This window comes from Roseibium sp. (assembly GCF_965216085.1).
In the GTDB taxonomy this organism is placed as follows: Bacteria; Pseudomonadota; Alphaproteobacteria; order Rhizobiales; family Stappiaceae; genus Roseibium.
The window spans coordinates 592,696-607,363 of record NZ_OZ244138.1; the positions used below are offsets into that span (position 1 = coordinate 592,696).

14 protein-coding genes are annotated in these 14,668 nt (G+C 55.3%); 7 read left to right on the plus strand and 7 right to left on the minus strand.

The genetic code is table 11. The features are described from left to right. Window positions 1-44 precede the first annotated feature (44 nt). Entirely contained in the window at window positions 45-1,319 is a 1,275-nt protein-coding gene (locus ACOOFE_RS02770) for an adenylate/guanylate cyclase domain-containing protein (RefSeq protein WP_420413548.1), read from the minus strand. A 406-nt stretch (window positions 1,320-1,725) separates the two neighbouring features. Between ACOOFE_RS02770 and ACOOFE_RS02775 the strand changes: the two genes are divergently transcribed. The 6 genes from ACOOFE_RS02775 (at window position 1,726) to ACOOFE_RS02800 (ending at window position 7,570) form a co-directional block, all read left to right on the plus strand. Beyond that, window positions 1,726-2,925 (plus strand): substrate-binding domain-containing protein, encoded by a 1,200-nt coding sequence (locus tag ACOOFE_RS02775; RefSeq protein ID WP_420413549.1) that lies wholly within the window; start codon window positions 1,726-1,728, stop codon window positions 2,923-2,925. A 249-nt stretch (window positions 2,926-3,174) separates the two neighbouring features. Then, window positions 3,175-3,945: an ABC transporter ATP-binding protein gene (locus ACOOFE_RS02780; RefSeq protein ID WP_141185011.1), complete on the plus strand. Its 771-nt coding sequence runs from the start codon at window positions 3,175-3,177 to the stop codon at window positions 3,943-3,945. After that, a complete protein-coding gene (locus ACOOFE_RS02785) occupies window positions 3,945-4,670 on the plus strand; it encodes an ABC transporter ATP-binding protein (RefSeq protein WP_141185012.1) in 726 nt (241 codons plus the stop codon). The genes ACOOFE_RS02780 and ACOOFE_RS02785 overlap by 1 nt, the downstream gene beginning before the upstream one ends. Further along, window positions 4,667-5,695: a branched-chain amino acid ABC transporter permease gene (locus ACOOFE_RS02790; protein WP_420413550.1), complete on the plus strand. Its 1,029-nt coding sequence runs from the start codon at window positions 4,667-4,669 to the stop codon at window positions 5,693-5,695. The genes ACOOFE_RS02785 and ACOOFE_RS02790 overlap by 4 nt, the downstream gene beginning before the upstream one ends. Before the next feature lie 10 nt (window positions 5,696-5,705). Then, entirely contained in the window at window positions 5,706-6,767 is a 1,062-nt protein-coding gene (locus ACOOFE_RS02795; RefSeq protein ID WP_420413551.1) for a branched-chain amino acid ABC transporter permease, read from the plus strand. After that, window positions 6,764-7,570, plus strand: a complete 807-nt coding sequence (locus ACOOFE_RS02800) for an alpha/beta fold hydrolase (RefSeq protein WP_420413552.1) — start codon at window positions 6,764-6,766, stop codon at window positions 7,568-7,570. Before ACOOFE_RS02795 ends, ACOOFE_RS02800 begins: the two co-directional genes overlap by 4 nt. 349 nt (window positions 7,571-7,919) lie before the next feature. On the opposite strand, the gene ACOOFE_RS02805 is transcribed toward ACOOFE_RS02800, so the two are convergent. Genes ACOOFE_RS02805 through ACOOFE_RS02825 form a run of 5 tightly spaced genes read right to left on the minus strand, consistent with a single transcriptional unit; the run spans window position 7,920 to window position 11,678 of the window. Continuing rightward, the gene (locus tag ACOOFE_RS02805; protein ID WP_420413553.1) at window positions 7,920-8,288 is read right to left on the minus strand and encodes a phosphate acetyltransferase; all 369 of its coding nucleotides are present in this window, start codon (window positions 8,286-8,288) and stop codon (window positions 7,920-7,922) included. Next, window positions 8,288-8,677 carry a MaoC/PaaZ C-terminal domain-containing protein gene (locus ACOOFE_RS02810; RefSeq protein ID WP_420413554.1) on the minus strand — a complete coding sequence of 130 codons (390 nt, stop codon included), beginning with the start codon at window positions 8,675-8,677 and terminating at the stop codon, window positions 8,288-8,290. Before ACOOFE_RS02810 ends, ACOOFE_RS02805 begins: the two co-directional genes overlap by 1 nt. A gap of 3 nt (window positions 8,678-8,680) precedes the next feature. Then, window positions 8,681-10,219, minus strand: coding sequence for an acyl-CoA synthetase (locus ACOOFE_RS02815; RefSeq protein ID WP_420413555.1), 1,539 nt, complete (start codon window positions 10,217-10,219; stop codon window positions 8,681-8,683). Between the two features lie 47 nt (window positions 10,220-10,266). Then, window positions 10,267-11,040 carry an enoyl-CoA hydratase/isomerase family protein gene (locus tag ACOOFE_RS02820; protein ID WP_420413556.1) on the minus strand — a complete coding sequence of 258 codons (774 nt, stop codon included), beginning with the start codon at window positions 11,038-11,040 and terminating at the stop codon, window positions 10,267-10,269. Continuing rightward, window positions 11,037-11,678, minus strand: coding sequence for a TetR/AcrR family transcriptional regulator (locus tag ACOOFE_RS02825; protein ID WP_420413557.1), 642 nt, complete (start codon window positions 11,676-11,678; stop codon window positions 11,037-11,039). Before ACOOFE_RS02825 ends, ACOOFE_RS02820 begins: the two co-directional genes overlap by 4 nt. A 317-nt stretch (window positions 11,679-11,995) precedes the next feature. On the opposite strand from ACOOFE_RS02825, the gene hemA reads away from it, so the two are divergent. Then, complete coding sequence (gene hemA / locus ACOOFE_RS02830; RefSeq protein WP_141185021.1) at window positions 11,996-13,213, plus strand: 5-aminolevulinate synthase; 1,218 nt, start codon at window positions 11,996-11,998, stop codon at window positions 13,211-13,213. A 136-nt stretch (window positions 13,214-13,349) separates the two neighbouring features. Here the strand turns inward: hemA and ACOOFE_RS02835 are convergent, their stop codons facing one another. Then, window positions 13,350-14,297, minus strand: a complete 948-nt coding sequence (locus tag ACOOFE_RS02835) for a glycosyltransferase family 61 protein (protein WP_420413558.1) — start codon at window positions 14,295-14,297, stop codon at window positions 13,350-13,352. Window positions 14,298-14,668: the final 371 nt, after the last annotated feature.

Below are 14,668 nucleotides of genomic sequence, written 5' to 3' on the forward strand. Positions count from 1 at the left end.
ATTTTAGGCCATTCCGGGAATACCCTTCAGTTGCAAGACAGCCATCAAAGTGTCCAAACATCGATGGACGTTTTCCGGCCCCTCAGTTTTATTGCTTCTTTGGCCGAAAACTCCGCGGCGGGTTCCTCTGTATTGTCATTCATATACCCAGCGCGTTTCATCAGTTCTTCGCTGACCACACACTTACATCCCAATTCGCGCGTTGACGCCTCCAAACGGCTTGCGACGTTGACCGTGTCGCCAACCACCGCAAACTCCAGCCGCCTGGAAGGGCCTATATCGCCCAGGATGACAGGTCCGAAATGAACACCAATGGATATCTGAACTGGGGCCAGCCCTTTTGCCGCTTGTTCGATGTTGAAAGCTTCTGTTTCTTCCAATAGCTGCCTGGCAGCTTTTAATGCATTGGCGGCATCGCCCGGTCGGGTTTCCGGTGTGCCAAAGGTCGCCATCACGCCATCCCCGAGGTATTTGTCCAGCGTGCCGCCGTTTTGAAAAATGACCCGCTCGACCAAAGCGTGATAGTTGCGCAACAAATCCATGACCTGTTTTGGAGAGTGCTGTTCGGCAAATTCTGTGAAGCCAACAATGTCGGAAAACAGTACGGCCACATCTTGAGTGCGCACCGCGCCAATGTCGCGTTCAGTGGATGCCAGAACATCAACCAGGCTGGACGGGAAGTAGCGCGAAAGATTTGCGCGCTCTGCAGCAATATCTGCCTGACGTCTCAGGAGCTGATTTGACCTCCATCCTTTAAGCGCGAGAATGGCGGCGACCATCAGAAAGACGATGATTTCCTGTGCCCGGACACCTGGTTGGACGCTGTTGGGATCCAATTCTCCAGCAACGATCGGGTAGCCTTCGAGTGCGGTTGCGGCGGCGGTGCTGAGTTCCGGGACCGTGTGGCCAAGCCAGGAAACGCCGAGCACTCCGATCAGCCAAAGCACGGCCACCCAGACGCCAATTGCCCAAACTGTCCGCCACGAATAGGCAAGCGTTCCAACAGCAAGGATGATGAAGAAATAAATGAAATTGTCGAACCGGTAGACAATGGCACCTGGCAGGTCTTCGCTAACAAACGGATTAGTCGTTGAGAAAAGCGCTGTCAGAAGCACGAGATCCAAAAATATCAGCAAGAGTTCTGACTTTGAGTATCCGACGCTTGCCAGGCGGAGCTGCAACCAGCCAAGCGCAATGAAAAGCAGGACCCAGGCTTGATAATAAAGGGCGCTCCAGGTGGGGTTTAGAAATGGAATCAAGACGATAACCAGCCCCAACGCGATTGTTCTGGCAATCACCGCCAGCCGGTGCCCTTCCATTTTTTCCTTCTCAAGAGCTTGTGACAGGAATTGGTTTGCTTCTGCTTGTTGGTCTTCCTCTTCCCGTAATCGACGGAGTTTGGCGAAAAACCTAAAGGGTGAAGGTCTTTTGAGAGCTGGCATACTCAATCCATGACGCTGCGGTCTATGTCGCGACTATCATTCAATTTGGGTCGATATGAAACCGGTTCAATCGGGCTTTTGGGCAAATTTACGAATGAGCCTTTTGAGCTGAGGCAATGGAGGTTTTTCGAGGACGCGAGATTTTCCATTGAACGTTCCTTGACATGAATACTGATTCAGGTTTCATATATGGCAGTTGCGGGGAGGCGCTGGCAGCGGATGTCGGCTGCGTGAGGATGCGTCGATCGGAAGAGAGACCCTGCACCAACGGGAGGAACTTTTTATGACGATCCGCGTTTCACGCTGGGCCGTACCGCTTGCGGCTGGGCTCGGACTTCTGACTGCAACGTCCTATGCTGCAATGGCCGAGGACATCAAGATTGCCCATGTCTATGGCAAGACGGGTCCGTTTGAGGCCTATGCCAAGCAGTCACACACAGGCCTGATGATGGGCCTGGAATATGCCACCGACGGCACTATGGAAATTGATGGCCGAAAAATCGTCGTCATCGAAAAAGATACCCAGCTGAAGCCGGACATCGGCAAGGCTGCTCTCGCTGAAGCTTATGGTGATGACGAGGTTGATGTCGCTGTTGGGCCGGTGTCATCTGGTGTGGCGCTCGCGATGCTCCCGGTCGCTGAAGAATACGAAAAGCTGCTGATTGTTGAGCCGGCGGTGGCAGACAGCATCACCGGTGAGAACTGGAACCGCTATGTGTTCCGGACATCCCGGAACTCCTCGCAGGATGCGATCGCTAACGCAGTTGCGCTTGGCAAAGAAGGTGTATCTATCGCAACGCTTGCCCAAGACTATGCCTTTGGCCGCGACGGTGTGGCGGCGTTTAAAGAGGCTTTGGCCGGCACCGGCGCCAAGCTGGTCTTTGAAGAATATGCCCCGACAGACACAAAAGACTTCACTGCGAATGCGCAGCGGGTGTTTGACGCGCTGAAAGATGAACCAGGCCGCAAATTCCTGTTTGTCATTTGGGCCGGTGGTGGCAACCCGATCTCCAAAATCAAGGCCATGGAGCCGGAGCGGTTCGGTGTTGAGATTGCCACGGGCGGCAACATCCTGGCAGCCATGAAGGCCTACAAGGAACTTCCGGGCATGGAAGGCGCCACCTACTACTACCATGAGATCCCGCAGAACCCGGTCAATGACTGGCTTGTTTCTGAACACCAGAAGCGCTTCAACTCCCCGCCGGACTTCTTCACCGCCGGTGGCATGACAGCAGGCCTGGCCGTGGTGGAAGCCATCAAGAAGGCTGGTTCAACGGACACCGAAGAGCTGATTGCCACCATGGAAGGCATGGAATTTGAAACGCCGAAAGGCACTATGAAGTTCCGCGCCGACGACCATCAGGCTCTGCAGTCCATGTATCACTTCAAGATCAAGGTTGATCCGGATGTTGAGTGGGGCATTCCGGAGCTGGTCCGTGAGCTGAAGATCGAGGATATGAACATCCCGGTCCGCAACAAGTAAGCTGCCAGCGAACAAACTCGGGGTGGCGACAACTCACTGCGTCATCCCGGCCAAACGAAGTGCGAGCCGGGATCGGGGAGCCAAAAAGCATTTCAAGGAATGTTGTCTTGCAAAAGGCGCGGCTCACCGATCCCGGATCTTTGCTTCCGCTTCGTCCGGGATGCCGAAAACGCGGGGCCATTTGTTAGCATCCACGCTGCTGAACAATCCTTCTAAACTTGTTTTTCTAACAATTCCGGACCAGTTCCCGTGACCAAAGAACATCCAATTCTGGAAACGAAAGAGCTCACCATCCGTTTTGGCGGGCATGTTGCGGTGGATCATGTGTCCTGTGCTTTTGAGCGCGGCACGTTGACTGCCATTGTCGGACCAAATGGTGCCGGCAAGACCACTTATTTTAACTTGATGTCCGGACAGTTGCCCGCAACCAGCGGCACGGTGCTTTTAAACGGTGAAAACATCACCCGAATGTCTGTGCCGGAGCGGACTGACAAGGGCATTGGCCGCGCATTCCAGCTGACAAACCTGTTCCCAACTCTGACGGTCAGAGAAAACGTCCGCCTGGTGGCGCAGGCCAAGGCCCGCAAGGGGTTCGACATGCTGTCGATCGCGGAAAGCCATATTGAGCTGCTTGAGCGCGCTGACCATGTCTTGAACGAAGTTCGCTTGATCGATCAAGCCGATCAGGTGGTGTCCGCATTACCGCATGGGGATCAGCGCAAGCTGGAAGTCGCCATGCTGATCGCACTCGGTCCGCAGGTGTTGATGTTCGACGAACCCACAGCCGGCATGAGTGTCGATGAAGTGCCGGTGATCCTGGAACTGATCCAGAAGCTGAAAGCCGACATGGACCGCACGATCCTGCTTGTAGAGCACAAGATGGATGTCATCCGCTCGCTGGCCGACCGGATCATTGTTCTGCACAACGGAGCATTGGTGGCCGACGGCGATCCGGCTGAAGTGATTGCGTTGCCTGTTGTTCAGGAAGCTTATCTCGGCAAGACACCGGAGGCCGCGTAATGACCAACACGCTTTTGTCTCTTGCTGGTGTTCACACCCACATCGGCCCCTACCACATTCTTCAAGGTGTGGATTTGAAGGTGCCGGAGGGCGGTGTCACGGTGCTACTCGGCCGCAATGGTGCGGGCAAAACAACGACCTTGCGCACCATCATGGGCCTTTGGACCGCGAGCCAGGGCGAGATCCATTTCGCCGACCACGATATCACCAAACTCGACACCCCCTCCGTTTCCAGGCGCGGCATTGCCTTCGTGCCGGAAGACATGGGGATCTTCACCGATCTGACGGTGGAGGAAAACATGATCCTGGCCGCCGCCAGCGGTGCGCTGGACGAAAAGCGCCTCTCCTGGATCAAAGAGTTGTTTCCACCAATTGGCAGCTTCTGGAATTCGTCGGCCGGAACGCTCTCCGGCGGCCAGAAGCAGATGCTGTCGGTTGCCCGGGCCATCATCGAACCGCGCCGCCTGATCCTGATCGATGAGCCGACCAAGGGCCTCGCTCCGGCGATCATCAACGCGATGACCGATGCGCTCCGGGAGTTGAAAGAAACCGACACCACGATCTTGCTGGTGGAACAGAATTTTTCCATGGCCTCCAGCATCGGCGACACGGTCGCCGTGATGGATGACGGCCGGATCATCCATTCCGGCGACATGGCGGAGCTGGCTGCCAATGCCGCCTTGCAGGAGAAGCTGATGGGACTGAGTCTGGAGGCGCATCAATGAGTGACACAACGATCAAACCGCGCATCGAAAAGGTGCCGCTCAGCGAACAACTCACCCAAAAACTTCCGGTCTTCCTGGTTCCAATTCTCGCACTTGCCGGGTTGATCGCGATTGGCAATCCAGCCTCATGGCTCACATTGACCGTGGCTGGTCTCGCCATGGGCATGATGATCTTCATCATGGCCTCTGGTCTGACTGTCGTCTTTGGGTTGATGGATGTCATCAACTTCGGCCACGGAGCGTTTGTGGCCGTCGGAGCCTTTGTTGGGTTTTCAGTTCTGGCATGGCTTGCCGGCTGGACGGAATCGCCTAGCGTGATGCTGAACCTGACCGCTGTTTTGATTGCCATTCTGGCGGCGATGCTCGTCACGGGCCTTCTTGGTTATGCCTTTGAACGGGTCATTGTCATGCCGGTTTATGGCGAGCACCTGAAACAGATCCTGGTGACCATGGGCGGCCTGATTGTGGCCCAGCAGATGATCCACGTGGTCTGGGGCCCGGATGAACTTCACATCTCCCGGCCTGAGGCGCTGCAAGGGGCGATTGTTCTGGGCGAAGCGGCCATTGAGAAATACCGGCTTGTGGCCGTCGGCATCGGCCTCGCGCTGTTTGTCGGCATGCGCCACATCCTGAAGAACACCAAGATTGGTCTTCTGGTTCGTGCCGGTGTTGAAAACGGTGAAATGGTCGAAGCGCTTGGCTACAAAATCCGCCGCCTGTTTCTGATTGTCTTCATGACAGGCTCGGCGCTTGCGGGTCTCGGTGGAGTGATGTGGGGGCTTTATCAGGAGACAATCACCGCGCATATGGGCTCCGAAATCATGGTGCTGGTGTTCATCGTCGTCATCATCGGTGGTCTCGGATCCGTCGAGGGCTGTTTTATCGGCGCGCTGCTGGTCGGCCTGCTCGCCAATTACACCGCCTTCCTGGCGCCCAAAGTCGCATTGGTCTCCACCATCGCGCTGATGGTGGTGGTTCTGATGTGGCGTCCGCAAGGGCTCTATCCGGTCGTCAAGGCGAAGTAGGGACAAGAACATGCTCACCAAACTTCTTTCTGGCGACACACCGCGCAGCGGTCTCCTCACGGTCCTCCTGTTGATCGTTCTGGTCTCGCTCGCCTTTGCACCGTTCCTGTTTCCGGGCACCAAATCCTTGGAAACAGCGGCCAAGATCTGCATCTTCATCGTTCTGGTTGCGAGCTATGATCTGCTGCTCGGCTATGCTGGGATCGTCTCTTTTGCCCACACTATGTTCTTCGGCATCGGGGCGTACGGAACCGCACTGGCGTTGTCTTCGACCGGCCCGAGTTATTGGTCGATGATCTGGGGGACGTCTGCGGGTGCGGGTATCGCAGCGCTGTTTGCACTTGCCATCGGGCTCTTCTCGCTGCGCGTGAAAGCCATTTTCTTTGCCATGGTCACGCTCGCGGTCGCCAGTGCCTTTGCCGTTCTCGTCAGCCAGATGTCCTGGCTAACCGGCGGCGAAGATGGGCTGAACTACAAGATCCCGCGCGATCTGACACCGGCGTTCAAGTTGGTGAAGGAGAAGGTGTTTGGGGTTCGGATCAACGGCAAGCTGCTCGCCTATTATTTGATTTTCTTTGCGTCCCTCATCCTGTTCCTGGTGATGCTGCGGGTTGTAAACTCGCCCTTCGGACGGACCCTGAAAGCTGTGCGGGATAATGCTTTTCGGGCGGAAGCCATCGGCTACCGGGTGGTCTGGTACCGCACGACCGCAACGGTGCTTTCTGCGGTCATGGCAGCACTTGCCGGGTCGCTTCTGGCTATCTGGTTGCGCTACACGGGGCCGGCAACAACGCTCTCCATGGAGATCATGATCGACATTCTGCTGATGGTGGTGATCGGCGGCATGGGAACACTCTATGGCGCTGTCCTCGGAGCAACGCTATTCATCCTTGCCCAGACATATCTGCAAAACCTGATGGGCGTTGCAGAAGAAGCAACAAGTATGGTGCCGCTGGTGTCGACACTGGTCGCGCCGGAGCGTTGGCTGCTGTGGCTCGGCGTCTTGTTCATCCTGTCCGTCTATTTCTTCCCGACCGGCATTGTCGGGCGCTTGAGGGCAGGACGCGCGTGACACTCAAACACTTGCATATTCGTGATGAAGGCGACGGCCGCCCATTGGTCTTCCTTCATGGCTGGACGTGTCCCGGCGTGTTTTTTGATCCGCAAGTGTCGGCCTTGAAAGGTCACGCCCGCTGCATTGTTCCAGATCTACCGGGACATGGCAGATCGGAGGATTGCCGGCCGCTCACGATTGAGGCGACGGCTGATGCGGTCCAGGCCTATTTGGAAGAGAAGGACCTGACGGACGTCGTTTTGTGTGGCTGGTCCATGGGCGCGCTGGTTGCTTATTCGGTGATCGAACGGCACGGTGCGGACAGGATTTCCTCCGTGATTGCCGTTGATATGTCACCGAAGGTCCTGAACGACCCAGGCTGGTCAAACGGCACCTTGAGCGGTTTGACGGTAGGCGAAAACGATCATTTCATCACAACAATTGCAAAGGACTGGCACCGCCTGCCGGACCGGATCGCCCGCCGCTTGTTTGCTCGCGGGCAGGAGCCAGAGCCGAAAAGTTTTGCGATGGCCAAAAGCGAAATCGCGTTGGCTGATCCGGTTCTTTTGACCGATATGTGGATGTCGCTAACTGCGCTCGACTTTCGCAAGCTACTCCAGAGATTTCCGGTCCCCTTGCACCTCGCGGCCGGTGGCAAAAGCCAGCTTTATGGCCCCGGTGTGCATGCGTGGTATCAAGAGAACGTGCCGGATTTCCACCTGACGATATTTGAAAACTCCGGACATGCGCCGCATCTGGAAGAACCGGAAAAGTTCAATGGGCTTTTGCAGCAATTGATCGGCGCTGAAGCTGTTGCGTAAACTGTTTACATAAACTCTAGATTTCAAATTTTATTTCAACAGCTTGACAGCAAATACAGTGGTCATCCCCGACTCGATCGGGGATCCAGCTCACTTTTGTGCAACAGCCAGAGCTTGGTGAGTTTGGAGGGGAGAGGGAAGTCATAAGTCCAAGGTCTATCCGTAGTGCGGAAATCGGCAATGGATCCCGCATCAAGTGCGGGATGACGTCTGAGGACGTTGTGAGGGTATACTCTTTGCCGTCCCGGCCCCCGAGCCGGGACCCAGTGCTAGGATTGCTGTTCTCGATGCTGTGCTTTTTTAGTCCTGGATCAGGCCCGGGACAGCGTCAGAGCAAGCATAAAAAAGGTCAACCTTTCCCAACATCCTCAACATAGACCAGTGCACGCCCCTGGCAGATGCGGGTGCCGTCTGACGTCTCGCAAATGGTTTCCAGATCGACCAGATGCTTTTCCGGGCGCAGGCGGGTAATGGTGACGGAAGCGGTCAGTTCTTCGCCGACGGGCGCTGGCTGCAAAAACTCCAGGCTTTGTTTCAGATAGTTCGTGCCGCGCCCCGGCAGTTTTACGCCCAGAAGATAAGAAAACAGACCGCCAATAAGCGGACCGGGCACGGCATCAGGTGTGCTGGCATTTGGACCGGCAAGTGCCGCGAAACCCTGCATGTCACTCAGCGTGTAGGAGCGTTTGATCTCGTCGCGTTGTCCAACTTCAAACATCAGGCAGCTCCTTTGAGTGTGCAGTTTCCAGACAAAGTGACCGCGCCATCTTCTGCCCGGGCGACTTCAATCAGGGTCTGGTCCGGTTGATCGGCGTTTTGAGTGAAGGTCAGGGTCAGTTCCTCATCGGCATAGGACGGATTCGGAAACATCAGGTTTTGCATCGCGTGGACCTGACCCGGATAAAGCTCCTGCAAGTGGCCGAACACCCGGGTGTAGAGCAGCATGCCGTGCGAGACTGTCCGGCCGAAGCGCGTGCGCGCGGAAAATTCCGGATCGACATGGATCGGATTGTCGTCACCCGACAATTTGGCAAAGGCATCGAAGTCGGCCTGCGTTGGTGTCCAGGTGAATGTTTGTGTCGTTGGCGCGTCTGCGGTCAGGCTCATGGGTCAGGCCTCCTCCGGGAGTTTTTCTAAAAAGGTGTCTTTCAAAATGTTCTTGCGGACCTTGCCGGCGGCAGTGCGCGGCAGATCATCTGAAACGGTGAAGGTTTTTGGGATTTTGTAAGGTGCCAGCTGTTCGCGGCACCAAGCGGGCAGTGTTGAGGTGTCGATCTGTTCTCCTGGACGCGGGATCAGGAAGGCTGCGCCAACCTCGCCCCATTTGTCGTCGGGAACTCCAATCACCACAGCCTCTAGAACAGTCGGATGGCTGACCAGGACCTTTTCGACTTCCGCCGGATACACATTTTCGCCGCCGGAGATGTACATGTCCTTGATCCGGTCGACGATGTAAAAATATCCGTCTTCGTCGCGCCGGGCGACATCGCCGGACTTCAACCAGCCGTCAACGGTGAATGTGGCGACAGTGGCCTCTTTGTTGTCCATGTAGCCGGGCGTGATGTTGGGGCCGCGAAACTGGACTTCGCCCTCTCCAGAACCTTCGATGGTCGCGCCATTCGCATCTTGAAGGCGAACGTCAGTCAGGATCTGCGCCTTGCCCACGGAGCCGATTTTTTCAGCAGCATGATCGGGGTCCATCAGGAACACGGTCGGGCCGGTTTCGGTCATGCCCATGCCATTGCAGATGGTCACGCCGCGCTTCTGGAAATCGAGAAGCAGATGTTTGGGCACCGGAGCGCCGCCGCAGCCGAGAGAGCGCACTTTTGAAAAATCCGTTTCCGCAATCCGGTCTGACAAGGCGAGCGCCTGATAGATTGCGGGAACACCGAAAAAGCAGGTGACTTTGCCGGTATCGATCAGGCTCAGCGCGACCTCCGGATCAAACTTTCGCAGGACAGTCGACGAACCACCATTCAGGAAGATCGGCAGGGTCGGCAGGTTGATGCCCGCCGTATGAAACAGCGGCAAGAAGTTGATGCCCAGTTCGCCCGTGCTGAGGCCTGTCGCCTGGCTGTAGTTGATCATGTTGGCGTAGGCCATTCCGGCGGTCTGGATGACGGCCTTTGGAAGACCAGTGGTGCCGGAGGTGTAAAGCAGATACCAGGGGGCGCTCGCTTTTACGGCTGAGGTGGCCGGAGATGCCGATGTTACCGTTTCAAGCAGGGGATCAAGGGCGCTAGTGCCATTTGCTGCCTGCCCAAGTGGCAGTAAGTCCAAAACATCACCCGCCGCCAGTTCATTTGCCGCCTCAGAAAAAGCCTCGTCGTGAAACAGCAGCTTGGCTCCGGAAGCCTTAAGAATGGGTTTGAGTTCCGCAACTGGCTGGCGCCAGTTCAAAGGGACTAATAGGACACCCGATTTCTGCGCTGCGAACAGCAGCACAAAAAAATCCGGGTGATTGTGGCAAAGGACTGCCATCCGGTCGCCCTGAGATAACCCTTTGTCCAGCAGCAGATTGGCAAGCCGGTTTGCACGGACGTTGACGTCACTAAAAGTATAGCTCACGCCCGTGTCGTGGTCGGAGAACGCCACAGCATTGGGTGTCAGCTCCGCCCGTTTGGCGGCCATATCGGTTAAAAACTCCATGTGTCCTCCCAACACCTGGGGTCCAGGTCAGTTATCACGCTGAAGGTTTATGCGCTTTGTTTTGTAAAGGTGGTCATGCCCGCAAATGTCTCAGGTCTGGCGATCAGCTCCAGGAATTTGGATTTCTCCTGATCCAGGCGCTGCTGGACTAGGTTTCGCCGGGCTGCGTCCCAAATGTTTTGCCGGGTCGCGGAATGAGTTTGTGAAAACCGTTTGGAAATTTCAGAAACCCAACTATCGATTATTATGTCGAGTTCAGAGGCTGGGCATAGTTCGGTCACAAGCCCCAAGTCTCTGGCGTTAGCGGCCTTGATCCGGGTGTTCAGATACTGCACTTCCAGGGTTTTGGATGTTCCGATTTTTTCCGGGAGCAAGGCAGTCCAGCCACCGTCAGGACCAAAGCCAACTTCTGAATAATAAGGCTGAACGAAGGCGTGGTCGGCCATGGCAACCATATCCGCGGCCAAAAGAAATCCTGTCGAGCCGCCGGTCACTGGGCCATTGACGGCGGCCAGAACAGGCGCTGGGAAAGTCAATAACGCCATGAGGACGTCGTGCAGCGAACCAACGAGCTTGTCGGCGTATGACAATAGCTGGTCTTCTGACGTGGCATTTTCTAGAAAACCGCCGACATCGCCCCCGGTTGAAAAGCTGCGTCCGCGTGCGGACAACACTATTGCAGTGGGCTTGCGGGCTTCCGCTTTCTCGATTGCGGCCAGCATCTCGTCGAGCAACGGTTGGACAAGGGCGTTGTGGCGCGCCGGTCTGTTTAGATAGAGCCAAATGGCGCCATCTCTGTCTTCCGTTTCAATGAGGTTCATGGTTTCAAACCATTGACGATCAAATGGTGAGCACTGTCGACCAGTTCGGGAATGGTTTTTTTCGTATGAAAAACGACAAGCTGCTCACCGAGGGCGCGGCCGATCCCCATAAGAGCCCAAGCACGAATTTCTGCATCGCCTTCCGAAATCTGACCCTTCTTGACGGCCGCAAGCAGACCAACCCGGTATCCGGTGACAAACTTGGAGTAATACTCCTGATATGCCGCTGGATCGACAAAGAGGGCTTCTTGAACAATTTTGTAGAGATTGGGATGAGCTCTAACAAAGCGCAAAAAGGCGGTGAGGCCAGCCTTCTCGACGTCAAGCCGGTCTGTCAGTGATACGGACGATTCGGAAATCGTGTGGCGGACAAGGCGGCCCATTTCCAGAACCAGCTCTGAAAACACCTGCTCTTTTGTCTTGAAGTAAATATAGAAAGTGCCTTGTGCGACTCCGGCCTCGCTGGTGATATGGCCAATGGAGGCGTCGTTATAACCTTTTTCGCCAATGACCCGTTCGGCGGCCGCCAGAATTGCCCGCCGGGTTGCCTCTCCGCGGGCCGTTTTTGGCTGCGGAATCGCTGATTTTCCGGTCGATTTGTTTTGTTTTTGCGAGTTCGGCGCGGAGGTGGTCACCATCGCATCCTTCCAAATTCCTGAAACATGAACCAGTATTCATGTTTTGCGGCCGCGCGCAAGCGGTATTCTGTTTTTAAGGTTTGGCGATCGCTTGAAGACGGAACAGAAAACGGCCTATGTCGTATCGTCGCAGCGCCATAATTGATTTTTGTCATGGCCGTACATTTGATATTCAGTTTTGAATGAATATAAGGTGAGCTGCAGGCCAGTGATGGTTTGATTGCTTGCGAATCGATATATGCGGAGCACGGACGCGGTGCTGCGCGCGGGTTTTAAGGAAAGCTGGGCTGGCCTGGCGGATTGAGGGGAGCCGCATCATGGACGTGACTGCGTACCTGGAAGAGCGCTTAAGTAAACTGCACGACAACGGTAACTACCGTGTATTTGCCGACTTGGAACGGCATTCCGGCGATTTTCCGAAAGCGACGCGCTACCGTGAAGATGGCTCTACGCAGGATGTGACTGTCTGGTGTTCCAATGACTATTTGGGCATGGGGCAGCATGAAAAAGTGACCGGCGCGATGCAGGATGTGCTGGCCAAATGTGGTGCCGGCGCTGGCGGAACCCGTAACATTTCCGGCACGAATCACTACCATGTCCTACTTGAGCGCGAATTGGCCGATCTCCACGCCAAAGATGCTGCTCTGATCTTTACATCTGGATATGTTTCCAACTGGGCGGCCCTGGGCACACTTGCTTCCCAAGTGCCGGGCATGATCGTTTATTCTGATTCCCTCAATCACGCGTCCATGATTGAAGGTATCCGCCATGCGCGTTGCGAAAAGCGGATTTTTAAACACAACGATGTTGCTGATCTCGAGCGCCTGATGGCTGCTGATGATCCCAATGCCCCGAAGATGGTGGCTTTCGAGAGCGTCTATTCCATGGACGGCGATATCGCGCCGATCGAGGAAATCTGTGATGTCGCCGACAAGTTCGGTGCGATCACCTATCTCGATGAAGTGCATGCGGTTGGCATGTACGGCCCGCGTGGCGGCGGTGTTGCTGAGCGCGAAGGACTGATGGACCGGCTGACCATCATTGAGGGCACTCTTGGCAAGGCCTTTGGTGTGATGGGCGGCTACATCACCGGTTCCAAGACTGTAATCGACTTTGTCCGCTCCTTTGCATCTGGCTTTATCTTTACAACGGCTCTACCGCCGGCACTAGCAGCTGGTGCTGCAGCGTCCATCCGTCATCTGAAGGACAGTCAGGAAGAGCGCGCAGCCCATAAACAGCGGGTGGCGCAGGTGCGCGCGGCATTGGACAAACGCGGTATCCCGCATATGGAAAACCCAAGCCACATTGTTCCGGTGATGGTGGGAGATGCGAAGAAGTGCAAGTGGATCTCTGACATCCTGCTGGATACCTATGGGATCTACGTTCAGCCGATCAACTATCCGACTGTTCCGGTCGGAACCGAGCGGTTGCGCTTCACACCGACACCATTGCACAGCGATGCCGATATCGAGCATTTGGCAAATGCGATCAGCGATCTGTGGTCTCAATGTGCGCTGGCACGAGCTGTCGCCTGATCAGAAAACCGGCTTTCTAACAAGAAACCCCGCGCTTCTTTTGAAGCGCGGGGTTTTCTTTATTGAGCTTGGTGTGGAAGCGGCGGCGCACATCGACTGCCGGATAGGTGCCCGTAATGATGGGGGGAGCGATCTTTTAAAGTCCCATTGAGCTGATCAGCTCATCAAATTGGCGGGCGAGAAGATCAAGGTTCACCTCGGTGCTTGCCGTAAATGCGCGGCCACGCGGGTTTTCAGTGATTGCCGAGTGATACTCAAACTCCAGCAGCTGGGCCATCATGGCGTAATGCGGGGTTCCCATGGCCGGACTGAAGAGCTCCAGAACACCGGTCTTGGCTCCGGCTCTGAAAATCAAATTGGTCAAGGCTGCGCCATGAGCACCCGCAATGATTGGGGCTTGAGAAAACCTATCAGCCTGTTCCCTGACAGTGAGAGTTGCCGGATCAATCAGTTCAAAGCCAGCGTTTTCTGCGAGGCGGCTGACATCGTCTTGATTGCGGAACATCCGGCCGTTCGCAGCATTGCCTGCGCGCAATGTAAAGACTGGTTTTCCTGTGTTTTGCGGTGCTTTTTTCCGGAAGACATCGGCAATCCACGTCATTGTATTTCCGCGGCAGAAATAGGGCAGGGACAAGTAAGCTTCTTCGACCTGAACGACTTCATTGCGTTTTTGAACCAGAATATCCCGGCCGAAAAAGGCGCCCATCTCCTGGGCTTGCTGGAAAAACGGTCTGTTGGCTGAAATCTCGTTGATGAGAAATGGGATCGATTTTGGCAACCCGTGTTGTTCCACGAGCCAGACCTTATTCATGATGTACATGAAGAAATGGAAGTAGTTATCGCCGTAAACATGATGCAGCAGAATCGCGTTAGGTAACTTGCGTTCCGGTAGTTTGCGATGCGGCAAAAACAGGGGGCTGCGCTCGCGTTCTGGGAGATCGCTCGTGCCCCAGAGTACGCGTCCATTGTGAAACAAAACGCCAATTCGCGGGTCGACTGTGCAGGGCGCAAGGGCTTGGTAGAGGCCCTCGGTTTCGCAAATCCCTTTGCGTTCCGCAGCCCATTCCAGCGCTTGGTCCGGCATAGGTGCATCTATTTCAAAACAAAAAGGTGCACTTTTGCGTTCAATGAGGGGGGTCAGGATTTCAGAAGGCGCATGTGTGGGTATGAAGGAATCCCGTGCGCGCAGTAATGATTTTCTAACGCGGTGATACTGGTCACGTAACGGATAGTTCATTCTGCCAGGGTCTTTTGTTGCGTGTCTGTGTTCTCGCATTTCTACTCGGAAACTTCAGAGAAATGCAGGCAAATTTGCAGAAACTCGAGGCGGGTTTTCGGTACCACACTGCGTTGTTTAAGACAATTCTCTGGTCCTTGATCGGTCACTCGTGCCTTTTTTGAAGAGCTCAAAACAGAGCTTTGTCGAAGTTCTCTAAGCAGTTCCTGACTGTGGTA

Bases quoted from the DNA above. Each gene is read 5' to 3' on its own strand.
- ACOOFE_RS02785 (WP_141185012.1), top strand. From the start codon at position 3,945: ATGACCAACACGCTTTTGTCTCTTGCTGGTGTTCACACCCACATCGGC.
- ACOOFE_RS02810 (WP_420413554.1), bottom strand. From the start codon at position 8,677: ATGAGCCTGACCGCAGACGCGCCAACGACACAAACATTCACCTGGACA.
- ACOOFE_RS02820 (WP_420413556.1), bottom strand. From the start codon at position 11,040: ATGAACCTCATTGAAACGGAAGACAGAGATGGCGCCATTTGGCTCTAT.
- ACOOFE_RS02835 (WP_420413558.1), bottom strand. From the start codon at position 14,297: ATGCCGGACCAAGCGCTGGAATGGGCTGCGGAACGCAAAGGGATTTGC.
- ACOOFE_RS02795 (WP_420413551.1), top strand. From the start codon at position 5,706: ATGCTCACCAAACTTCTTTCTGGCGACACACCGCGCAGCGGTCTCCTC.
- ACOOFE_RS02825 (WP_420413557.1), bottom strand. From the start codon at position 11,678: ATGGTGACCACCTCCGCGCCGAACTCGCAAAAACAAAACAAATCGACC.
- ACOOFE_RS02770 (WP_420413548.1), bottom strand. From the start codon at position 1,319: ATGGAAGGGCACCGGCTGGCGGTGATTGCCAGAACAATCGCGTTGGGG.
- ACOOFE_RS02815 (WP_420413555.1), bottom strand. From the start codon at position 10,219: ATGGAGTTTTTAACCGATATGGCCGCCAAACGGGCGGAGCTGACACCC.
- ACOOFE_RS02790 (WP_420413550.1), top strand. From the start codon at position 4,667: ATGAGTGACACAACGATCAAACCGCGCATCGAAAAGGTGCCGCTCAGC.
- ACOOFE_RS02805 (WP_420413553.1), bottom strand. From the start codon at position 8,288: ATGTTTGAAGTTGGACAACGCGACGAGATCAAACGCTCCTACACGCTG.
- ACOOFE_RS02775 (WP_420413549.1), top strand. From the start codon at position 1,726: ATGACGATCCGCGTTTCACGCTGGGCCGTACCGCTTGCGGCTGGGCTC.
- hemA (WP_141185021.1), top strand. From the start codon at position 11,996: ATGGACGTGACTGCGTACCTGGAAGAGCGCTTAAGTAAACTGCACGAC.